Source organism: Sphingopyxis sp., assembly GCF_035686825.1.
In the GTDB taxonomy this organism is placed as follows: Bacteria; Pseudomonadota; Alphaproteobacteria; order Sphingomonadales; family Sphingomonadaceae; genus Sphingopyxis.
Window position 1 is genome coordinate 647,191 of record NZ_DASRYZ010000003.1, and the last position, 22,051, is coordinate 669,241.

At 65.9% G+C, this 22,051-nt stretch carries 19 protein-coding genes; 3 read left to right on the forward strand and 16 right to left on the reverse strand.

Going from position 1 to position 22,051, the window contains the following annotated elements; translation table 11 throughout:
• Nucleotides 1-39 precede the first annotated feature (39 nt).
• The 10 genes from VFG17_RS07755 to VFG17_RS07800 all read right to left on the reverse strand — a co-directional run bounded on the left by VFG17_RS07755 (nucleotide 40) and on the right by VFG17_RS07800 (nucleotide 11,965).
• A complete protein-coding gene (locus VFG17_RS07755) occupies nucleotides 40-1,380 on the reverse strand; it encodes an MFS transporter (RefSeq protein ID WP_325028879.1) in 1,341 nt (446 codons plus the stop codon).
• Nucleotides 1,374-2,243: an SDR family NAD(P)-dependent oxidoreductase gene (locus VFG17_RS07760; protein WP_325028880.1), complete on the reverse strand. Its 870-nt coding sequence runs from the start codon at nucleotides 2,241-2,243 to the stop codon at nucleotides 1,374-1,376. The genes VFG17_RS07755 and VFG17_RS07760 overlap by 7 nt, the downstream gene beginning before the upstream one ends.
• Nucleotides 2,243-3,043 (reverse strand): acetoacetate decarboxylase family protein, encoded by an 801-nt coding sequence (locus tag VFG17_RS07765; RefSeq protein ID WP_325028881.1) that lies wholly within the window; start codon nucleotides 3,041-3,043, stop codon nucleotides 2,243-2,245. Before VFG17_RS07765 ends, VFG17_RS07760 begins: the two co-directional genes overlap by 1 nt.
• Before the next feature lie 68 nt (nucleotides 3,044-3,111).
• Nucleotides 3,112-4,122 carry a Rieske 2Fe-2S domain-containing protein gene (locus tag VFG17_RS07770; RefSeq protein WP_325028882.1) on the reverse strand — a complete coding sequence of 337 codons (1,011 nt, stop codon included), beginning with the start codon at nucleotides 4,120-4,122 and terminating at the stop codon, nucleotides 3,112-3,114.
• 177 nt (nucleotides 4,123-4,299) lie between these two features.
• Entirely contained in the window at nucleotides 4,300-4,881 is a 582-nt protein-coding gene (locus tag VFG17_RS07775) for a hypothetical protein (RefSeq protein WP_325028883.1), read from the reverse strand.
• Between the two features lie 59 nt (nucleotides 4,882-4,940).
• Nucleotides 4,941-5,846 (reverse strand): LysR family transcriptional regulator, encoded by a 906-nt coding sequence (locus VFG17_RS07780; RefSeq protein ID WP_325028884.1) that lies wholly within the window; start codon nucleotides 5,844-5,846, stop codon nucleotides 4,941-4,943.
• A 94-nt stretch (nucleotides 5,847-5,940) separates the two neighbouring features.
• Nucleotides 5,941-7,134 carry an amidohydrolase family protein gene (locus VFG17_RS07785; RefSeq protein WP_325028885.1) on the reverse strand — a complete coding sequence of 398 codons (1,194 nt, stop codon included), beginning with the start codon at nucleotides 7,132-7,134 and terminating at the stop codon, nucleotides 5,941-5,943.
• A 132-nt stretch (nucleotides 7,135-7,266) separates the two neighbouring features.
• Nucleotides 7,267-8,520: an MFS transporter gene (locus tag VFG17_RS07790; protein WP_325028886.1), complete on the reverse strand. Its 1,254-nt coding sequence runs from the start codon at nucleotides 8,518-8,520 to the stop codon at nucleotides 7,267-7,269.
• A 13-nt stretch (nucleotides 8,521-8,533) separates the two neighbouring features.
• A complete protein-coding gene (locus tag VFG17_RS07795) occupies nucleotides 8,534-10,849 on the reverse strand; it encodes a TonB-dependent receptor (protein ID WP_325028887.1) in 2,316 nt (771 codons plus the stop codon).
• A gap of 333 nt (nucleotides 10,850-11,182) precedes the next feature.
• Nucleotides 11,183-11,965 (reverse strand): SDR family NAD(P)-dependent oxidoreductase, encoded by a 783-nt coding sequence (locus VFG17_RS07800; protein ID WP_325028888.1) that lies wholly within the window; start codon nucleotides 11,963-11,965, stop codon nucleotides 11,183-11,185.
• Nucleotides 11,966-12,169: 204 nt separating this feature from the next.
• On the opposite strand from VFG17_RS07800, the gene VFG17_RS07805 reads away from it, so the two are divergent.
• Both VFG17_RS07805 and VFG17_RS07810 read left to right on the forward strand, forming a co-directional pair.
• Nucleotides 12,170-12,910, forward strand: coding sequence for a glucose 1-dehydrogenase (locus VFG17_RS07805; RefSeq protein WP_325028889.1), 741 nt, complete (start codon nucleotides 12,170-12,172; stop codon nucleotides 12,908-12,910).
• On the forward strand, nucleotides 12,907-13,704 hold the full coding sequence (locus VFG17_RS07810) for an enoyl-CoA hydratase/isomerase family protein (protein ID WP_325028890.1): 798 nt from the start codon (nucleotides 12,907-12,909) through the stop codon (nucleotides 13,702-13,704). Before VFG17_RS07805 ends, VFG17_RS07810 begins: the two co-directional genes overlap by 4 nt.
• A 27-nt stretch (nucleotides 13,705-13,731) precedes the next feature.
• On the opposite strand, the gene VFG17_RS07815 is transcribed toward VFG17_RS07810, so the two are convergent.
• The 6 genes from VFG17_RS07815 to VFG17_RS07840 form a co-directional block, all read right to left on the reverse strand.
• On the reverse strand, nucleotides 13,732-14,133 hold the full coding sequence (locus VFG17_RS07815; protein WP_325028891.1) for a GFA family protein: 402 nt from the start codon (nucleotides 14,131-14,133) through the stop codon (nucleotides 13,732-13,734).
• Nucleotides 14,130-14,786, reverse strand: a complete 657-nt coding sequence (locus VFG17_RS07820) for a TetR family transcriptional regulator (RefSeq protein ID WP_325028892.1) — start codon at nucleotides 14,784-14,786, stop codon at nucleotides 14,130-14,132. The genes VFG17_RS07815 and VFG17_RS07820 overlap by 4 nt, the downstream gene beginning before the upstream one ends.
• Before the next feature lie 110 nt (nucleotides 14,787-14,896).
• Nucleotides 14,897-16,387, reverse strand: coding sequence for an acetyl-CoA acetyltransferase (locus VFG17_RS07825; RefSeq protein ID WP_325028893.1), 1,491 nt, complete (start codon nucleotides 16,385-16,387; stop codon nucleotides 14,897-14,899).
• 10 nt (nucleotides 16,388-16,397) lie between these two features.
• On the reverse strand, nucleotides 16,398-17,201 hold the full coding sequence (locus VFG17_RS07830) for a crotonase/enoyl-CoA hydratase family protein (RefSeq protein ID WP_325028894.1): 804 nt from the start codon (nucleotides 17,199-17,201) through the stop codon (nucleotides 16,398-16,400).
• Nucleotides 17,202-17,224: 23 nt separating this feature from the next.
• Nucleotides 17,225-18,448, reverse strand: coding sequence for an acyl-CoA dehydrogenase family protein (locus VFG17_RS07835; RefSeq protein ID WP_325028895.1), 1,224 nt, complete (start codon nucleotides 18,446-18,448; stop codon nucleotides 17,225-17,227).
• 10 nt (nucleotides 18,449-18,458) lie between these two features.
• Nucleotides 18,459-19,565, reverse strand: a complete 1,107-nt coding sequence (locus tag VFG17_RS07840) for an acyl-CoA dehydrogenase family protein (RefSeq protein ID WP_325028896.1) — start codon at nucleotides 19,563-19,565, stop codon at nucleotides 18,459-18,461.
• A gap of 176 nt (nucleotides 19,566-19,741) precedes the next feature.
• Between VFG17_RS07840 and VFG17_RS07845 the strand changes: the two genes are divergently transcribed.
• Complete coding sequence (locus tag VFG17_RS07845) at nucleotides 19,742-22,048, forward strand: CoA transferase (RefSeq protein ID WP_325028897.1); 2,307 nt, start codon at nucleotides 19,742-19,744, stop codon at nucleotides 22,046-22,048.
• Nucleotides 22,049-22,051: the final 3 nt, after the last annotated feature.

The following is a 22,051-nucleotide window of genomic DNA, read 5'->3' on the forward strand; positions in this document are numbered from 1 at the left end:
GCCCGACATCACTCAAACGGACGATATCGTACGGCCGTGTCAGCCTTCGACCGCGCGCCGGTAGTGCGGCAGCGCGACGAGCAGCAGCGCGACGATCAACGGCAGCACGACCGCGCCGGCGATCGCGATCGAATAGCCGAGCGCCGCCTGGTCGCCGAAACCGAAATCGGTGATCGCGGCGATGACGCTCGCGCCGAGCCCGGTGCCGATCAGGTTGACGCAGAGCAGCGAGATCGCGGTGACCTGCCCGCGCAGTTGGTTCGGCGTGACATCCTGGATCGCGGTCAGCATCACCCCCTGCGACGCCTGTCCGATCAGCGTGCCGATCGCCATCATCGTCAGCGACAGGAAGGCCGTCGGCATCAGCGGCGCGGCGATCAGCGGCAGGCCTTTCAGGATCGTGGCGATCAGCACGACGCGCATGTTCGCGTCGGCGCGCCCGCTCTGCATCAGCCGCCCCGCGAACCAGCCGCCCGACAGCGTGCCGATCGTGCCGCAGGTCAGCATGATCATCCCGTAAGACATCCCGACTTCGGCGGGGCTCATGCCATAGCTGCGGATCAGGAAGGTCGGAAACCACAGCGCCGTGCCGATCGCCAGAAGTGCAATCAGGGCGAGCGAGCCGATCAGCGAACCGAACAGCGCCCAACGCTCGGAAATATAGTCGAACCCTTCGCGCAGGCTGCTTTGCACCGACAGGTTCGCCGCGAGTTCCTGTCGCGCCGGCTCGCGAATCATCATCATCAGCGCGGCGACGATCAATCCGGGCGCCGCAACGCACAGGAACACCATCTGCCACGGTTCGAAACTGCCGAGCCATGGCAATGTCGCACCGCCGGCTTTTGTGAACCGCGCGAGCAGCCAGCCGCCGATCAAAAGCGCGAGGCCGCCGCCGATCGGATAGCCGATCGCATAGAAACTGATCGCCAGCGCCCGCCGCCGCCGCTCGAAATAGTCGCTGATCAGCGAATAGGCGGTCGGGCTGAGCGTCGCTTCGCCGACCCCAACGCCAACGCGCGCGAGGAAGAGACCGATAAAGCTGCTGGTAAAGCCGCAGGCGGCGGTCATCGCGGACCAGAACAGCACCCCCCAGACGATCAGCGTCGCGCGCCTTTTGGTGCGGTCGACAAAGCGGCCGATGGGCAGCGCGGCGATGCTGTAGAGCAAGGAAAAGGCGAAGCCCTGGAGCAGGCTGATCTCGAAATCGCTGAGGCCGAGGTCTTTCTGGATCGGCTCGACCATCAGCGTCAGCACGCGCGCGTCGATCGCGCTGAAGCAATAGCCGACGAAGAGGATAGCGACGACAAGCCAGCGATAGACGCCGCGAGAGGGTGCGGCGCCTGTCGCCGGCTCGTCGGCTGCCGCTGCCGCGGTCACCATGCCGAGGGCGGATCCCGCCGCGCCAGTATCTGTTCGGTCCGCGCAGCAATCAGCACATCATTCTCCCCGCTCTCGGGCAGCAGCCAGAAGCGCCCCGCGCGCACCCCGTCAAGCGCGAACGCCGAAACCTCGTCGGGCTCGGTCAGTTTGAGCTGGAGCCCGGTGGTGCGCACCAGATCCTCCATCGTGCGATAGGCGACCTTCGTCTGCGCTTCATTCTCGACATAGTCGGCCGGCCGCACTTCGCCCGACGCCATGATCGCGGTGTTCACCGTGTGCGGGCCGGGGAAGAGGACAGCGGCGCGCAGCTTGCCGCCCTCGCGCAAAAGCTGCTGATGCAGCACTTCGGAGATGCTGGTCACCGCGGCCTTGGTCGCGGCATAGATCGGCGTGTTGGGCAGCGAGCGCAGCCCGCCGTTGGTCGAGCTGGTGTTGATCACGACGCCCTCTTCGCCCGCCTCGATCATGCGCGGCACAAAGGCGGCGATGCCGTGGACGACGCCAAGGACATTGACGTCGATCCCCCAGCGCCAGTCGCTGAGCGGCAGCGTCCAGATCTTGCGCTGCGCCTCGCCGAGGCCGACCCCGGCATTGTTGAAGAGCAGATGCACCGTGCCGAACCGCTCGAACACCCGGTCGGCGAGAGCGCGCACCGACGCCTCTTTCGTCACGTCGCACGCGATCGCCAGCACCTCGCCGTCACCCAGCGCGTCGATCTCGGCGCGCACCGCTTCGAGCCGCGAAGGATCGATGTCGGCGATCACGACATGCGCCCCGGCGCGCGCGAGGTCGGCGCACAGACATTTGCCGACCCCGCTCGCTCCGCCGGTGACGACCGCCACCCGGCCCGAAAAATCCCGCATCAGGCGGCCTTCCGCGCGCCGAGTTCGAGACCGGTGTTGCGCGGGTCGTCATGACGCCCGACCCAGTGCGGCGCGATCCATTCGCCGGGCACCTTGCGCAGCAAAGTGCCGCCGGTCGCGGTGCCGCCCTCGACATATTCCATGTCGATTAGGCGGCGGACGGGGATGTCGGCGAGCGGGTCATACGGCGATTCGCGCAAGGTGATCGTCCCCGTCATGGCGCGGCGGCCGTTGTAATTGCGCTGCCAGTTGAGGCGAGTGAGGAAGACGTCGCCGTCGAACGCGCCCGGGGTGTCGATCGACGGCATGCCCTTGTAACAGAAAAGATGCTCCTCGAAGGTCAGCGGCGCGTCGATCGCCTCGCCGATCACCCCCTCGATCTCGAAATAGGCGACGCCGTGGCGCGAGCAGGTCGCGCGCAGATGGTCGCCGTTGCGTTCGAAATTCGTCTCGGCGATCTTCTTGGGCTCGCCGAAACGTTCGCGGCCCGAGGTCACGACGGTTTCGCCCTCCATCGCCATGTGGAAGCAATAGGCGCCCGGTGCGCCCTCGTGGGTGCAGTTGACCCCGACGGTCAGCGCGCCGATCTCGACGGTGTCGGTCTCGGTGACGTGCATCGCGACATGGACCATCTGGAGCCAGATTTCGGGCCGCTCGATCGCCACCAGCGGCTGCGGCAACAGCGCCGCGATCACCTCGGGATCGGTTTCATAGGTGGCGCGGATTCCGTAGACGGTGTTTTTGAGCATTCCTGGCGCGCGCGTTTCGACGGGCCCCTGAACATAACGCAGTCTGGACATCGCAATTCTCCCGATGGCGCCCGCGGGCGCGGTGAGCGGATCGATCCGCATGGAACAGAAATGGGTTGCTATTCGGCCGCTTCGACGAGGCGGCTTCCGTCGGGCCCGTCGGCGTAAAATTGCTCGAAATAGCGGCGGAAGCGCAGGATCGGGCCGTCGCCGTCGCACAGATACGGCCGCGCGCGATGGATCTTGTTGTGCCAGATCGGAATGTCGCCCTCGACGCCCTTCTGTCCGCAGGTATTTTCGATCGCCGCCTCGATCGCCTTTTCCTGCGGCGATCCGGGCTCGACCTTCGGATGGGTGAAGCAGAAACGGAGCTCGACATCGTCGGCCTCGACCGGGGTCGCGATGACGAGCAGCGACAGCTCGACGAGCCCGCTCAGCCGCGTGAACTTCTGCCCCGCGCCGTTCTGGACCGTCTCGACCGAGTAAGGGAGCTGCTTGCGCTCGCCCGTCGGCAGGTCGATCGTGCGGTGGCCCCGCGCGACGCTGCGCCGGCGGACGCCGTCATAATCGGTCTCGCCCTCGGGCACCGCGTCCATCGCGTGGACATAGGCGAAATGCGCGACGTCGACGCCATTTTCGGCAATTTCCTGCGGGTTGCTGGCGAAACGCCATTCGCGCTTCGTCGGTTCGGCAAAGGCCGGGTCGGTGAATTCGGGATAACCGATGACGTCGAACATCGGCGCCGCGTCGTCGGGGTGATACCAGGCCCAGATCACGCCGCTGCTTTCGATCACGGGGTATGACTTCGCCAGCGGCTCGCGCTTGGCGCGTGGCGGGAAAGCCTTGGCATAGGGAATCTTGCTGCAGAAGCCGTCGGGACGGAATGCCCAATGGTGGAAGGGGCAGCGCAGGCTGTCGCCCTCGACCTGCCCGCCATGCCCCATATGCGCGCCGAGATGCGGGCAATAGGCGTCGAGCAGCCCGGCCTCGCCGCTTTCGTTGCGGAAGAGCACGAGGTCGCGCCCGAAATAATGGACAGGCCGGACGTCACCGACTTTCAGCTCTGCACCATAACCGACCCCGAACCAGCCATAGGGGATGGGCATCGGAAAGCGTTCAACCTTTGGCAACGTCAGTCTCCCGGATGGCCGTCCTTGCCGGGCGGCTCTTGTGAGGCGAGTGTATCGATTGCCGCGCCCGAGGTAAGACCCAAATGGCGCACAGTTTGTGCGTCGTGACGAACAATGGCGATCTGTCGGGGCAACAGCCTTTGGCCAGGCCGGCGAAGCTTTGGCAAAGCTTGCGCGTCAGCGCCGGCTGTCCACCGCAACCCAGTTGGTTTCCCAGTTCGCCCCGCCGTCGGCCGAAAACGCCTGTTCAAAGCGCGCGGAGTTCGACCCGACGTCCAGGATCAGGAAGCGAACGAGCACGGTCCGATCGCCGACGCTATCCACGCCATAGAAGACCCCCCGCCCCTCGCCATCGAACGCGCCGGTCACCGGCGACGTGAGGAGTCCGCTGCGGACATTCGCGAAGTTGAGCGTCCATTGGCGGGCTTTGGGATTATAGAGCCGAAGCGAAACACCCTCGATCTTGCCCGCTGGCCCTTCGACCGAAAGCTCAACCAGATTGGCGCGGGCGCCCATAATAGCCCGAACCTCGCTTGTGCCGCGATATTCGACCCAGCGCGTCGATCCGGCCAAGGGCTCCGGCAGATAGCGCAGCTGCGTCGTCCAGCTTCCGATTTCCCAATCGAAATCGCGGCTTCCGTCGCGCGGCTGCGCTACGCTTGGCGATTCATCCTGGGCGAAGGCTGGTGTGGCGCAGCAGGGAACCGAGACGGCTAGGGCAAGCGCGCCCACGATATACGTCAGCGACGCGTTCACCATGGCTCTCTCCCTCTCGTCAGGCAATATACGGTTCCGGCTCGTCGGTAACTGAAGTGCCCCTAATATCGCGCCGCGAGCGATGCCGCCATCGACGGGCGGACCTTCACGCGCGAGAATTGGCGAACCAGATAGTCGATGAAGGCGCGCGTCGCGACCGACATGATGCCGGGCGAATAGACGACCCAGCATTTGCGGTCGTAAAAGGACCATTCGGCATCGAGCGCGAGCATCCCGCCGCTCGCGAGGTCCTGGCGAACGATGCTGACCGGCAGGCTCGCGATGCCGAGCCCCTTGCGCGCCGCGCTGCGCAGCGCGATGCCGCTGTTGCTCATCCAGCGCGGACCCACCTTGACGCTGATCTCGTCGTTGAAACTCATCGTCGCGCTGAGGTCGGTCAGGCAGTCGTGCTCGATCAAATCCTGCGGCGTTTCGGGCCAGCCGCGCGCGGCGACATATTGGGGCGCGGCGCACAGACAATAGGAGAGGTAGCCGAAGGTGCGCGCGCGCAGGTTCGAATTGGGCAAGACACCGTAACGGATAACGACGTCGAACCGCTCCTGCACGATTTCATTCTCGTTGAGATAGGCGATCGGCTCGATCACGATGCCGGGATGGTCGGTGCTGAATTCGGCCAGCAGCGCCGACATGAAATCCGACCCGAAGATGTCGCTGAGCCCCACGCGCAGGCGCCCGACGGGTTCGGTGCTGTAACGCCCGACCTGCTTTTCGACTTCGCTGAGGCGCATCTGCAGTTCGGCGCATTCGCGGTGGAAGCTTTCGCCCGCGCCGGTCAGCGACAGGCGGCGGGTGGTGCGGACGAGCAGCTGGACGCCCAACCGCTCCTCCAGTTCGTGCACCGTCTTGCTGATATAGGATTTGGAAACCCCCAGATGATCGCCCGCGGCAGTGAAACTGCCCTGCTCGACAACCGCCAGAAATTCCTCGATTCCACGCCAGCTCGACATCGTCCCATCCCAAAAGGCCGGGATGCTCTATCAAGCAGGCGCCCGAATGCAATCGGCTATCGGCCCCTCCCCCGAAGGGAAGGGGCGCGGTTCGTCACTCCGCCGCCTGCTTGACGAAGAGTTCGCGGCGCGGGCCAATTTCGCTCGCGACCTTCCACAGCGCGTCGGCATCGACGTCGTAAACATCGAGCGCGTTGATCCCGAGCATCGCCTGGATGTCGTCGTCGGGCAGGCCGCCGAGGCTGACCGTCATCTTCTCGAGCGTGCTCGGCCAGGTGCCTTCGGGGTGCGGATAGTCGGTGCCCCACAAGATACGGTCGACGCCGATGTCGTAATAGGCCTGCGTCGTTTCCTCGTCGGGCAGCGCCGAACAGCCGACCCACACGTTGCGCGCGAAATACTCGCTCGGTTTCATGCTCATATTGGCATAATAATCACCGAGCTTGCCGCTCGTGTGCTTGGCCGAGGCGCGGATGTCCATCAGCTGCATCACCCACGGGAACCAGAATTCGCCGCCCGCCTCGGTGAAACAGACCTTGAGCTCGGGATACTCCTCGAACACCCCGCCGAAGGTCATCGACCACAAGGGCCGCGTCATCCAGAAGGCGAATTCGCAGAGATAGGTGCCGATCCAGCCTGGCTGCGTCGTGTCATAGCCCGGCGACGCCCCCGAATGGAAATGCAGCGGCATGTTATAGTCCTGCAGCATCGCCCAGATCCGGTGATATTTGGTGTGGTTGTAAAGGTCATACCCCTCGGTCAGCGCCGGGAAGAAGACGCCCTTCAGCCCGTTCTTGCGCGCCCATTCGATCTCCTTCGCGGTTTCGTCGAGATCGTAGAGCGCGGGGATCACGGCGAGGCCGATGCGGCGGTGCGGATCGTCCTGGCAGAATTCGGCGAGCCAGCGGTTGTGCGCGCGCGCGCCCGCCCATTGCAGCTCGGCACGCGCGGGCGACGGCTTCAACCCGATGTCGGCGCCGAAGGGCGGCGCGTTGCGTTCGGTGATGCCGTCAGGGAAGAGCACTTCGGCCGCGACGCCGTCCTGATTGAGCACGCGGTTGCGGATCGTGCCGTCCCACGCGCCTTCGAGGCCGTCGCCGACGCGCGCGCGCCACTTGGTGTTGAAATCGTCGATCAGGAAGCGCTTCTCATGCTCTTCGCGCGCCTTGATCTCGAGCTGGACGGTCTCGTCGAATTGCTGATGATATTTCGATTCGAGATAGTCGCGATAGCGCTCGGGCGGGAGGCCGACGTGGCCGTCCGACGAAATGACAAGATAACGGTCCATATTTCCTCTCCGCTTCATTTTTCCAGATGCGCGCCCCGCCCCGCTCAAGCCGGACGGGCGCATCGCCATGACCCGACACTATGCGCTTCGCGCGCGGGAAAAAGCGGCCCGGCGGCAACGCACTATCGCTCGTCATGGACAATGGCCGGGCAAGGGAGCCGGGTCATGGGGCCGGATCAGATGGTCGAGCAGCAGCAGCGCGCCGATCGCCACCGCGATGGCGAAGGGCGCGGGCTGCCACCATTGATAGGCCATCGAGGCCAGGATCGGCGGCAAGGTGATCGACGCACCCGCGATCAACGTCGTCGCCGAGGCGATGCCGACCTGCTCCCTCGCCGAGCCGGCGAGCGACGCGGCGGCGCTGAAGCCCGGCCGCGCCAGACCATAGCCGAAACTGGCGAGCACGAACCCCAGCACCGCCGCCGCGATGCCGCTATCGAGCGCCGCCGCGGCATTGCCGGCGACGGCGAGCGCGACGCCCCAGCGCATCATCGACAGGGGCGAAAGCGTGAGCAGCCGCACGAGTCCCCATTGGGCGAGCAGCGCGGCGACGGCTCCCGCCGTCATCGCGATGCCGATCATCTGCTGCGCGGTCATGGCGCCGCCGCGCGCGCGGTCGATGATCACGAAGCCGATCGTATAGAGGTTGATCGCCTGCGCCGAGCACAGCAGCAGCCCGAAATTGAGGTGCCGCCCGATCGCCTTGCGCCGCCACACATCGGTGAGCGACGGCGCGTCGCGGTCGGATGAGACCGCCGCCGCCGCGGGCGGCGCCTTCGGAAGCAGCCGCCACGATCCCGCCAGCGCCAGCGCGCCCAGCAAGGCGAAGCCGAGCATCGGTCCCAAGGGGCCCAAAGGTTCGATCATCATCGCGGGGGCGATCGCGGGCCCGACGATCGTGCCGAGGCTGAGCGCGCCGGCAAGCCCGGTGATCGCGTGCGTCCGCTCCGCCCCCTCGGTCCGCGCCGCGACCAGCGCCTGCGTCGCGGTCGCCGCCGCCGAACCGAGCAGGCCATAGATGGAGCGCAGCAGGGCAAAGCAGCCGAAGGTCGCGAGCGGCGGCAGGATCGCGAGCAGCCCGAGCTCGACCGACAGCGCGCAGCCGCCCATCGACAGGATGAAGCCGACCAGCCCGGCCCGAATATAGAATGTCGGCCCGGCGCGCCCGATCCGCGCCACCCAGAAGGGCGAGCTGACCGCCCAGGTCAGCGCCGACACCGAAAAGATGCCGGCGACGAGGAAATCGGGGATACGCAGCATGCGGCCGATCGCCGGCATCACCGACACGAGGCCGATGTTGCCGATCGCCGTCAGAAAGGTCACCGCCCCCAGAAAGGGCAGCACCCATCGCGACCCCGCCGAGGACGGGGAGAGAAAGGCCGGCATCGGATGGCCCCGATCAGAAGCGGATGCGCAGCTCTCCGCCGAAGCTGCGCGGATCGCCGAACTGGCTGAGCGTCAGCACGCCGAGATTGATCGCGCTGACCAGATATTCCTTGTCGGTCAGATTCTTGCCCCACAGCGCGACCTCGGCCGTGGTGCCGCCGCCGAGTTCGATATCGGTGAGCGCGATGCGCCCGTCGAGCAATCCATAGGACGGCATCTTCGAGAGCGGGTCGGGGGTGATCGACGAATATTGGCTGCTGCGCCAGCTGTAATTCAGCCCCGCCTCGATCCGCCCGGCGCCCACATCGTGGCGATAGAGCGCGCCGATCTGGTAATTCCACTTGGGCACGCGCGACAGGACATAGGTGTCGGTGACGTCGGTGCCGTCGGGCAGGATGAAATCGGTGTAGCGCGCATCGACATAACCGCCGCCGAAATTGATCGTGAAGCCGTCGACCGGACGCAGCGTCCCCTCGACCTCGAAGCCGGTGAATTTCGCCTTGCCCGCGTTGATGATGTTCGTCGTCACCAGCGAGGGCACGAACACCCCGGCCTGGAAATCCTTGTAGACCGAATGATAGACTGCGGCGTTGAGGTTGAGCGCGTTGCCGAGCCCCGCATATTTCATGCCGAGTTCGAACGAGGTCAGCTTTTCGGGATTATAGGCCGTCATGAAGGCCGTGTTGGTCGCGGCGGTATCGTTGATGCCCCCGCTCTTGAACCCGGTCGCGAAGCGGCCGTAGACCGAAAAATCGGGCTGGAATTTATAGAGGATGTTGAATTCGGGGTTGAAGCGTTTCCACACCCCCGAATTTTCGAGCGGGATGAGGTCGGTATAGCCGATCCCGCCCGCCCCCGGCCGCGCGCCGGCGGCGGGTTCGCCGCTGCGGGTGACCGGATTGCCGTTCGCGTCGCGCTCGAACACGCCCGATCCGGGCGCCGCCGGATTGGCACGATAGGCCGAATTGGACAGCAGAAGCTCGTAGGCATGCTTCGATTCGCGCGTGTAGCGCAGCCCGACCGACGCGGTCAGCTTCTCTTCGAGCGCCTGCGGCGTCCAGGCGAGCTGGCCATAGCCCGCATAGGATTTGGACCCGCCGCCGCGTTCGCTGATGTCGAAGGCGTTGCCCCCGAACTGGAAGTTCCAGCGCGGATTATAGACGTCATAATCGTCGTTCAGATAGAAGAAGCCGAGCGTGTATTTGAAATCGCCCGCGGTCCCGATCGCCTGCAATTCCTGCGTGAACTGCTTGTAATCATTGTCGAGGATGATGCGCAAAAGGTCGAGCGGGCTGCCGTCGAAGTCGCTCGCCGACCGCGTTATCGCGGTGCGCCGCGCAGTGATCGACTTCAGCGTCAGATCGCCGAGCCCCGGCTCCCATTCGAGCGTCAGCGCATGCCCGTTGGTGCGATAGTCGCTGCGAAGCGCGCTCTGCGCCCCGATCTCGCGCGTCCGTCCATCGACGACATAAGGCGCCATCAGCGCGTTGACGAAAGCGGTCGCGCCCGACCCGGTGACCGCGGTCGCGGCGAGCTGGTTCGGCGTGCCCTTGCTGTCCGAAATGTCATAGCTGTAGAGCGCGCTGAAGCTGTCCGACGGCCGCCACAGAAGGTCGGCGCGCGCCGCCCATAATTCTTCCTCGCCGAAATTCTTCCCCGTCGCCGAATTGCGATAATAGCCGCCGTCGAGCTTGGTGATCAGGCCGACCTTGGCGCTGAACCCCGCGACCTCGGGCAGGTCGACCGAAATGCGCTGGTTGAACTGCCCCCAACTGCCCGCACCCGCCAGAAATTGCCCGCCGAACTCGCCGCTCGGCTTGCGCGTGATCAGATTGACCGCGCCGCCGATCGTGTTCTTGCCGTACAAGGTGCCCTGCGGCCCGCGCAGCACCTCGACGCGCTCGAGGTCGACGGTGTCGAAGGCGGCACCGGTCGACTTCCCGATCGGTACGCCGTCGATATAGAGCCCCACCGGCTGGTCGCGGGCAAGGCTGGTATCGGCCGACGGCGACAGGCCGCGGATCGTGATCAGCGGACCATAGCTGTTGCCGATCGTTTCGTTGATCTGGATGTTCGGGACGACCGTCGCGATGTCCGACACGGTGCGAACCTGCGCGCGGTCGATCGCGGCGCTGCTGACCGCGGAGACCGAAATCGGCACGTCGACAAGCCGCTCCTCGCGGCGCTGCGCGGTGACGACGATATCGCCCTCGGCTGGCGCGGAACTGTCCGCCGCTTCGGCTTCGGACGCCACCTGCGCCATCACCACCGATGAATTGAGCGCCGTCGCGGCCATGACCGCCCAAAGGGCAGCTTTGCGGAATGCCATAATTCCTCCCTCTCCAACCGCGGCTCTTTGTGGCCGCCCATATCCGGGCTTCTTCCTGTTTGGCCCGATTACGGAGCGGGACGATAACCGACCCTCGATGGCGATAAAGCGCGCCATCGTAACTACACTGTTCACCCTTGTGGCGAATAAGAAGCCGGGTGACCGCAACAATGCGCGAGGCATTTCGCCTTCCTGCGCGGGATTTTTCAGGGCCTGAACGCGCCGGTCGAACGGGAAATGGCGCCATTCCGATAGGATCGCAAAACGCAGCCTGAAAGCCGGAATCACGAAGCGGCGGCGCGATCGATCACGCCAAGCCGATCGGCAACCGGCTCAATAGATCGTGTATCCTCCGTCAATCACGATCGCATCGCCAAGGTGAAAGCTGGAGTGCTTGCTCGCGAGATAGACGGCGATGGCAGAAAAATCGTCGCCGTCGCCCCAGCGACCGACGGGCGCGCGGCTGATCACATTCTCGTTGAACTTGTCCCAACCCTGCAGGCGCTCGGTCATGTCGGACCGCGTCCAGCCGGGCAGGATGCTGTTGACGCGGATAGCATGCGGCGCGAGCTCGACGGCCATCGCACGGCTGAGCGACAGGACCGCGCCCTTGGTCGCACCATAATGCTCGTTGCGGGCGGCGCCGTGAATCGATGCCGTCGAGGCGATCGAAACCAGCGATCCGCCGCGGTCGCCCGACTTGCCGCGTTCGATCATATGGGCGGCCGCCTCGCGCAGCGTGTAGAAAACCCCATATACGTTGATCGATTGCAGCTTTTCGAAATCGGCCTGGCTGATCTCGAACATGTCACGGCGGGGAATGCCGATGCCGGCATTGGCGATCGCCTGATCGATTCGGCCGAACTCCTCGACGATCGCGGCGATGCCGGCCTTCACCGCCGCTTCGTCGGCGACGTCGACCTGCGCGCAGCGAACCGCCCCGCCGAACGCCTCGAGCTCGGCGACGGCGCGCTCGTTCTTTTCAGCCTTGTTGCCCCAGATCACGACGCTCGCGCCGTGCATCGCAAGGCCCTTCGCCATGCCGAGCCCGATCCCGCCATTGCCGCCGGTCACCAGAGCGACCTTTCCCGCAAGATCAAACAATCCCTTGCTCATTTCCATCCTCCCGAAGGCCGCACCCGGCCGGTTCTCGCCAAGTTTCTGTCCTGCTCACCCCTTTCTGACAAGCCGTGTTTCGACAAGCGATCCTGGAAACTTCGCGGCTTCCGTAGATTGCATGGAAGGGCGTTTAACTATAGTATATAGATAATGCAAAGCCTGCAGAATGACGGCCCGGCCGGGCCGAAAAGGGAGAGGCAGATGGCGGGCCGGTTAGACAAAAAGATCATCGTCCTTTCGGGCGGCACCCGCGGAATGGGCGAGGCGCAGGTCCGCGGGATGGTTCGCGAGGGCGCGCAGGTTATTTTCGGCGGGCGGGACAGAGCGGCGGGGGCGGCGATCGAAGCCGATCTTGGCGGCGGCGCGCACTATCGGCCGCTCGACGTCACAAGCGCGGACGACTGGAAAGCCATCATCGACTCTGCCGTCAGCCGGTTCGGCCGGGTCGACGGGCTCGTCAACAATGCGGGCGTGGGTGCCACCCACGCTCTGACCGAGATCAGCGACGAAGCATGGGCGGACATCATCGCGGTCAATCAGACCGGCGTCTTCTTCGGAATGCGCGAGGGCGCGCGCGCGATGCTGGAAACGGGCGGCGGGTCGATCGTCAACGTCGCGTCGCCCGCGGGAACCAAGGCGCATTCGATGCTCGTCGCCTATTCGGCCGCGAAGGCGGCGGTGATCGGAATGTCGCGCGCCGCCGCGAAGGAACTTGCGCCGCACGGCATCCGGGTGAACACGATGATTCCGGGCTTCTTCGCCACGCGCCTCCTCACCGAGACGACGAATAGCCAGGCGCTGGAACGCGGTGCGCAGCTGACCCCGCTCGGGCGGGTGGCGCAGCCGGACGAGAGCGTGGGAGCGATGCTGTACCTGCTTTCGGACGAAAGCAGCTTCGTGACGGGGACGCAGATCGTCGTCGACGGGGGCTATACGGCGTGAGCGATGCCCCAACGGTCACGGTCGACCACGAGGGGGCGGTCGCCGTCATCCGCTATGCCAATGCGCCGTCGGGCCTTATCTCGAACAAGGGCGCCACGCTTCTGGCCGACAGGATCGGCCATGAACTGGCGCGCGAGGCGACGCGATGTCTGGTCCTGACCGGCGGCGAGGAAGGCGTGTTCATCCGGCACGCCGACGTGTCGCAGATCAGGCGCGCCGGCGACGCCGTCGCGAGCGGGACGATACGACCCGAAGATTTCGCCGCCTCGCCTTTCGCCCGCATCGGCCATATGCTCGACGCGTCGGAAAAGCCCGTGATTGCCGCGATCAACGGCGTCTGCATGGGCGGCGGTCTCGAAATCGCGCTGGCCTGCACCTTGCGGATCGCGGCTTCCTCCCCGAACTATCCGATCGGTCTGCCCGAGATCCGGATCGGAATTTTCCCCGGTGCGGGCGGGATCGCCCGCTTGGCGCGGCTGATCGGCGCGCACCGTGCGCGCCGTTTCGCGCTCGAGGGTGCGATCGTAAATGCCGGGGCGGCCGCCGAATTGGGGTTGATCGACGAACTGGCGGCGGATCCCGTCGGGCGCGCGATCGATTTGGCGACCATATTTACGGGCCGCCATCCGGCGGCCGTCGCGGCGATCATGGAACTTGCCGCCACCGAGGATGACGACAGCGCGATCGAGCGGTCCATGATTCGTTTCGGCGAACTGGTCGGAGGGTCCCGCGAAATCCGTCACAGGCTCTCCGCTTTTGCGAAAGGCAATCGCTCGCTGGAGGATATGGACTGACGCGACCGGCGCCTTATGGTTTCGAGGTCAGGCGTTCCTCTCGAACGCATATTGCCCCTCGGGCAGGCTCACCCACGGCAGCGCGGTCGAGGTCCAGACGCTGACCGTCGGCACGAACGGCGCGGGATCGTCGAGCGTTCCCGCCTTGACGATCAAAAGCCCCTTGCCGTCGGTGGGCTCCGAGAAGATCGGCGAGCCGCAGCGACCGCAGAATTTGCGCAGCACCGCATTGCCGGAGAAAGTGTCCCTGTCTTCATAGACCGCGAGGTCGCCTTCATGGCTGACCGCTGCCCCTTTGAAGAGCAGGTTGACCGAAAAGGCGCTGCCCGATTGCCGACGGCAATTGATGCAATGGCACTGCGCCACCACCATCGGATCGCCCTCGGCGCGATATCGCACCGCGCCGCAATTGCACCCGCCTTCGATCACTGCGTTCGATCCTTCTTGCCATAACGGAACCGGAAACCGTCGAGCAGGATATCGAGCGTCTCGACGAACAAGGCCTCGTCGGAAACCGGCGACTTCGAGAGCGCTTCGGCGAGACGGGGATATCGCGCTTCATCGACCGCCGGCATCGCCGCGTGATGATGCGCCTTCGCCGCCGCGTCGAAAAGTGCTTTGCCATAGGTCAGCTTTTCGAGCGCCTCGAGAATGGCGAGGTGGTGCTCCGGCGCATAGGGACAGTCCGAAAGGCCGCGTTCATAGGCGCCAAGCATCAGTTCGCGCGGGAAGAAGCGCAGCATCAGCGGTCCGGCATGGGCGTGGCACAGCATCACGCGCCGCGTCGCAACGGCAAGGTCGACGACGCGCTCTTCCCAGGACGAACCCGGCTTTTCACCGCGTCCCACCTCAACCAGCAATGTCTTCGCGATCATGTGAAGCAGCTCGTCGCGGTTCTTGAAATGATAATAGAGCGACGGCGCCTGGACGTTGAGTTCGCGCGCCACGGCCTGCACCGAAAGTGCGTCGAGACCCTTGCGATCGAGAAGCTCGATCGAGGTGCGGACCGCAATCTCGCGCGTGATCAGCGGGGTCAGCGGCCTCCCCGGCCCCTGCCTTCGCTTCGCTTGGCTGGACGGCAAAAGCATTCCTTTCCTATTGGCGTTAGGCCAATAGATGCCATCCCTGCGCCGCTTTGAACAGTAAAAGCCGCCTTTCCTTCTCCTGGCGCGCTCAAAACCGCTCCGTGCGATCACGCGAAGCGCCATTCGCGCAGCGTTTCGCTCGCCACGATCCTCCCGGCCGCGCCGACGGGGTCGGCGTCGGGATCGACCAGCCGTCGTAGCGTATCATTGTCGCCGGGCGGCACATGGGCGAGCGTCCGCGCATTATCGGGTGTCCGGGCCACGACAACGCCCGCCTTGGGCGAGCCGTCGCGTCGGTAGAGGACCGTGTAGCTTTCGATGGTCGCGTCACCAAGATGGTCGCGCGCCAGCGCCGGAATATCGTCACGCATTGCATCAGCCTCCGCTTGAAAGTCGTAGCTGCGGGGAAAGGACGCGGCCGGGATCGGTGCGCTGCTGATCACGATGCTGTGATTGTGCGTCGCATAGCCGCCGTTGGCGAACAAAAGCCCATTCCCCCCCGTCTTGCGCAGCCGGTCGGTCATGCTCGCGATCGCATGGCCCATATAATTGCCGATCGGGCCGCCGCCGAAGGTGAGGCCGCCGAAAACCGTCGCCGGCCGGTCGACGGGCCAGTCGATCAGCCGCCGCGCAAGCTTGGGAATGCAAGGGAAGCAGCTATAGAGTTCGACGACGTCGAGATCGCCCGGATCGACCGCATTCAGCGTCAGCGTCCGGCGGATCGATACCGCCATGCTCGCGCTATGATCGTAACGGTCGCGCTGGAGCGGGCTGTTCGGCTCGTGCGCCGCCGCCCCATTGCCGATGTAAATCCATCGATCCTCGGCGATCCCGCGCCGGCGCGCCTCGGCCACGCTGGTGACGATGAAAGCGGCGCCCTGATTGACCGAAGCGTTAGCGACCATCAGCTTGTTGTATGGAAAGGCGATCGGCCGGTTGCTCTCGGAAGCGGTCGTCACCTCGGCGGCGCTGACACCCTTGCGAATCCACGCGTGCGGGTTGGTGGCGGCAACTTCCGAAAAAAGCGACCATATCCGGCCGCTTTCATCCTGCGCTTCGGCGAGGCTCTGCCCCAGCGAAGCGCGCAACGCATTTTCGTAGAGCGGATAGACATCGACCGGCGCGACCAGCCCATATTGCTGCGCATAGCTCGGCTCGCGCCGCGCGGCCGCCTCGCGCGTCGCATCGACGCGGCGTCCCGGCTCCTGCGCCGCGGCGCGCGCGGCGGCCGTCCGCAGTGCCTCGGCGCCGCACACGAGCGCGATCCGGCACTCGCCCGCACCGACGCGATTCGCCGCTTCGTTCAGCAGCATGACCGGGCTGTCGCCGTTCGGGCCGTCGGTCTGCAGCATCGTCGCAGGCGCGATCCCGAGTTCCGCCGCCAGCGGACCCTGCGCGTCGCGGATTTCGCGGAACGAGATCTGCTGAACGATGCCGAGAAAATCCGCGTCCGCCAGCAGGGCCTGGCCCGCATCCTTCTCCGCGATCCGCAGCGCCGCCGCCATCAGTTCGATCGGGCTGCGCCCCTCGGCGGGAATCTCCGGCCGGTCGTTGATCTGGCCAACGCCGACGATGATCGGGGTCTTTTCTTCCGTCATACCGATATCCTCAGCGCGCCTGCCAGACCGGCTCGCGCTTCTCGGCGAAAGCCCGCGGCCCCTCGCGCGCGTCCGCCGAAGTGAAGACAAGACGCGTTTCCTGCTTGTTCGCCTCCCAGAACGCATCGTCGGTTGCGATCCGGCCTTCGGCGATGCCCTTCGCGATGCGTTTGCTCGCCTGGACGGCGAGCGGCGCATTGATGGCGATACGGCCCGCAAAGTCGATCGCCGCGTCCATCAGTTCGCTTTGCGATACGACGCGGTTCACAAAGCCGAGATCGAGCGCCCGCTGCGCGGTGATCGGCTCGCCGGTCAGCAGAATCTCCATCGCCACTTTCTCGGGCAGTTGCTGCGCGATACGGAACGCGCCGCCCGCCGCGGCGATGATCCCGCGCTTCACTTCGGGCAGCCCGAACTGGGCCGTGTCGGCCGCGATGACGATGTCCGAAGCCAGCGCAAGCTCCGTTCCCCCACCGAGCGCGAAGCCGTTGACCGCGGCGATGATCGGCTTGCTGATCGGGTGGCGCACGAAGCCCGCGAAGCCCCATGCCCGCTGCGCCTTGTCCTCGGGCTCCAGCCGCTCGCCGCGCGCGACGGCCTTGAGGTCGGCGCCCGCGCAAAAAGCCTGATCGCCGGCGCCCGTGACGATCACGACACGGATATCCGGATCGGTATCTGCCTGTTCGAGCCCTTCGCCGAGCCCGACATGCACCGCGGCATTGACCGCGTTGCGCGCTTCGGGCCGGTTGATCGTCAGGATCAGCACATGGCCCCGGCGTTCGGCGAGCACCGCTGGGGGTGGCGTGTCGGTCATCTTCTTTCTCCGAACTCGGGCGACTAAAGGCCCATTATCTTGGCGATGATGTTGCGCTGAATCTCGTTGGTCCCCGCATAGATCGACGCCGCGCGCTCGCTGACGTAGCGCATCGGTGCGATCGCGGCCTCGCGCGGCCCGACGAAGCCATCGTCGGCATGCGGGAAATGGACAGGGCCCGCCGAGACCCCGGCTTGGGGTTGATAAGCCATGCCGTAGCGGCCCGCGGCGAGCAGGCGGAGTTCGGTGATGCGCTGCTGAAGCTCGGTGCCGCGGATCTTCATCAGCGACGGGATGGCGTGCGGGTAGCGCCCCGCGCTGGCGTCGCTCATCGCGCGGAATTCGAAAACCTCGAGCGCGAGCACGTCGATCCGCGCCTGTGCGATCGCGTCGGCAAAGGCGGCATCGTCGATCAGGCGGCCGCCATCGTCGCCGCGCACCTCGCCCGCGAATTGCTCGATTTCGTCGAGGTCGATCTGAAGCCCCGGCGCATAGGCCGATCCGCCGCGTTCGAATTCGAGCAGATATTTGGCGACGGTCCAGCCATCGCCGATCGCGCCGACGACGTTGGACTTGGGCACGCGCACGGCGTCGAGAAAAATCTCGTTCTGGATATTCTCGCCCGCCGGCGACACGGTCGGAACGACGGTGACCCCTGGGCTCGCCATGTCGATGAGCAGGAAGGTGATCCCTTGCTGCGGCCGGTCGAGCGTCGCGGTGCGCACCAGGAAGAAGCCCCAGTTGGCGGCGTGCGCATGGGTGCTCCACAATTTCTGCCCCGTGACGACGAGGTGATCGCCATCATCCTCGGCGCGGCATTTCAGGCTGGCGAGATCGGATCCCGATCCGGTTTCGGAATAGCCCTGGCACCAGAAATGCTCACCCGACAGCATGCGCGGCAGGAAGAAGGCTTTCTGCGCATCGCTACCATGGCCGATGATCGCGGGCCCGCACATCTGCACCCCCATCGGCGACACCGGCGGCGCGCCCGCCGCGATGCGTTCGCGCTGCCAGATATAGCGTTGCGCAAGGCTCCAGCCGGTGCCGCCATGTTCGACCGGCCATGCGGGTGCGACCCAGCCCTTTTCGTGCAGGATCGCCTGCCAGGCGCGGGCATGGCCGGGATCGGCATAGACGCTTGTCATATGCGCGCCGCTCGCGCGCAATTCGTCGGTAAGTTTTTCGGTGAGAAAGGCGCGCACTTCGTCACGGAAGGCGATCTCTTCGGCGCTCCAGGCGATTTCCATCACGCTCTCCTCAGTCCGCGCGCGACAGCGCCGCGAAGCGGCGGCGATGATAGTCGGCCGAACCGAATTCGCTTTCGATGACGGTGGCGCGGCGGAAATAATGGCTCACCCGGACCTCGTCGGTCATGCCCATGCCGCCGTGGAGCTGAATCGCATTCTGCCCGACGAAGCGGCAGGCGCCCGCAACCGTTACCTTCATCGCCGATACGGCGCGGGCGCGCTCCGCCGGCGCGGCATCGAGGCTGAGCACGGCGCGATAGACCGCCGAGGTCGCCAGCTCGGTCTGCATATACATGTCGACCATCCGGTGCTGCAGCACCTGGAAGCTCGCGATCGGTTGGCCGAACTGGCGGCGCTCCTTCGTGAAGGCGATAGTGTCGTCGAGCATCACGCGCATAACGCCCAGCGCCTCGGCGCCGAGCATCGCCGTCGCGATATCGCAAAGCCGCTCGATCGCCTCTTCACCGCGCAGGAGAAGTGCTGCTTCTGGAAGCGATACCGCATCGAACAGGACATCGGCGGCGCGCCGGCCGTCGATCGTCGGATAGTTTTGCAGCGACAGGCCCGCAGCGTCGGCCTCGACGAGCAAGAGCACGGGTTCGTCACTGTCGCGGGCGGTGACGAGCAGGTGCGTGACATAGGGCGCCGCCGTGACGACGACCTTGCGCCCGTCGATGCGCCAACCCGCCCCCGTCCCGGTTGCGGCGGTTGCGGGCGCTGCCGGATCGAAGCGGCTTTCCGCTTCGGCCCAGGCGAAAGCGCATCGCATAGCGCCCGACACGATCGCCGCCAGTTCGGCTTCGCGTCCGCCTGCGGCGCCGAGTGCGGCTGCCCCGATGACCGACGTTTCCAGAAACGGTTCGACGAGCAGATTCGCGCCGAGTTCCTCGGACACGACCATCATATCGATCGCGTTGCCGCCGGCCCCGCCCGCCGTTTCGGCGACACCAACGCCCAATATGCCGAGGTCTTCGGCGAGCCCGCGCCACAGCGATTCGCTCCAGCCCGACGCGCTGCGGGCGCTCGCCGTGCGCGCCGAAAAGCCGTTTTCGCGTTCGAGATAGCCCCGCAGCGCATCGCGCAGCTGGTGCTGATCATCGGTAAAGCTGAAGTCCATCGGCACCTCTCCGTGAGATGCCCGCTAACATAGATGTCTCGCTGCCGCAAAAAGAATTAGTCGATTAATTAACTTTTCTTCTGCCCTTAGATATGGCAAGCGGCGGGTCTGCCCGAACCGCCCTCATCCGGGACGGCGGCGAGCGGACAAGCGCTGCAAAGCGGAAAGGTGTGAATATGTCCAACCGGCCGCTTTCCGGCATTCGCGTTGTCGACGGCGTACGGGGACCGCTGGCGATGATCGGGCGATATCTGGCCGACCTCGGCGCCGAAATCGACCGCTTCGTGCCGGCGGAGGAGGACGATAGCGCCGAAGCGATCGTCGCCAACGCCGGGAAACGACACCACGCCGGGGATTTGGCGAGCGCGGCCGCCGCGAAGGCGATCGAACGGGCGCATATCGTTCTTGCCGGTCCGGCGGCGGGTATCGACCTCGCTTCGCTTCGCCGCACGCGCCCCCGCCTCGTCACGATGACGGTCAGCGATTTCGGCGAAAGCGGCCCGCTTTCGGACTGGCGCGCGACCGGACCGGTGCTCCATGCGCTGTCGGCCGTCCTGTCGCGGTCCGGCATCCGCAGCCGCGAACCGCTGCTCCCGCCCGGCGACCTCGCCTATCAATGCGCTGCGCCGCAGGCGGTATTCGCGCTGCTGGGGGCGCTCTATCGCGTGCTCGGCGGCGGCGACGGCGCGCATTTCGATTTCGCGGCGCTCGACGGCGCGGTGCAGGGGCTCGACCCCGGCTTCGGCATCAACGGCAGCGCGACGATGGGCAAGCCCGTGGGGCTGTTGCTGCGCGACCGCCCGCGCGCGGGTTTCCAATATCCGATTCTGCGCTGCGCCGACGGCTATGTGCGCATCTGCCTGCTCGCCAAGCGCCAGTGGCGCGGTATGTTCCGCTGGATGGGCGAGCCCGAACAATTCGCCTCGCCCGACTTCGACCGGACGTCGCACCGCTACGCTTCGGCGGAATTGCTGCCCTATATCGCCGGCTTCTTCACCGACCGGTGCCGCGTCGACCTCGAGCGCGAGGGACAGGAGCATGGCGTCCCGATCGCGTCGGTGCTGACGCTGGGCGAATTTCTGGACAGCGAGCATGCAGCGGCGCGCAGCGCCGTCACCACTCTCCCGGACGGCACGCGGCTGCCCAACGGGTTCCTGACTATCGACGGCGAGCGCATGGGGCCGCTGCCCGCTCCGGAAGACACGACGTTTCCCGAGCTTCGCACCGATGCGCCCCTCGCCCCCTTCGGCGGCCTCAAGGTCCTCGACCTCGGCGTCATCGTCGTCGGTGCGGAAGGCGCGCGCCTGCTCGGCGACCTCGGCGCCGATGTTGTCAAGATCGAGAGCCAGGCCTTTCCCGACGGTAGCCGCCAATCCTATCTGGACCACGGCATGTCGGTCAGCTTCGCCGCCGGCCACCGCAACAAGCGTAGCCTGGGCATCGACCTGCGCAGCGACGAGGGGCGCCGGCTCTTCCTCGATCTTGTGAAGCGGGCCGACGTCGTCTGCTCCAACTTCAAGCCGGGCACGATGGAGAAACTGGGGCTCGGCGAAGCCGAACTGCGCGCCGTCAATCCGCGAATCGTCGTTTCCGAAAGCTCGGCCTTCGGCGACACCGGCCCGTGGAGCGGACGGATGGGCTATGGCCCGCTCGTTCGCGCCTCGACCGGGTTGACGCTCGCCTGGCGCTATCCCGACGACCCGCAGAGCTTCAGCGATTCGATCACCGTCTATCCCGACCATGTCGCGGGCCGGATCTGCGCGATCGGGGTTGCCGCGCTGCTGATCCGGCGGCTGCGCACGGGGCGCGGCGGTGTCGCCAAGGTCGCGCAGTCCGAAGTGATGATCGGCCATTTCGCCGCCGACGTCGCGCGCGGCACGCCAGCGGGCGGCGCACCCGCCGACTGGCCGTGGGGCGTGTTCCGCGCCGCGGGCGAAGACGAATGGTGCGTCATCACCATCACCTCGGACGCCGACTGGGCGCGCCTGTGCGATGCAATCGGCTACGCCGAAGGACTGGCGTTCGATACGGCGGCCCAGCGCCTCGCGGCGCGCGAAGCCATCGACGCGCGGATCGGGGCGTGGCTCGCGGACAGATCTCCCCGCGAGGCTGCGGTAGCGTTGCAGGCGGCGGGCATCGCCGCCGCCCCGATGCTGCGCCTCGCCGAACTCCCCGACTTTCCCTATTATCGCGAGCGCGGCTTCTATCGCATCGAGGATCATCCGTGGTTGCAGGAGGATGTGGTCGGCGACGCCTATCTCGCAAAGACCACCGACCTGCCCGCCCCGCCGCAGCGCCCCGCCCCGCTGAGCGGCGAGCAGAGCGGCGAGGTCATCGCCGAATGGCTCGGCTTCGACGAAGCGGCCATCGAAGGTTTGACCGAGGCCGCGATCCTCGAACCGCTCGCCGAAACGACGCGCCGACAGGCCGAAGACCATATGGCAAGCCGCGAACCCGCGACCGCCACCAACCGCTGGAAATAGACC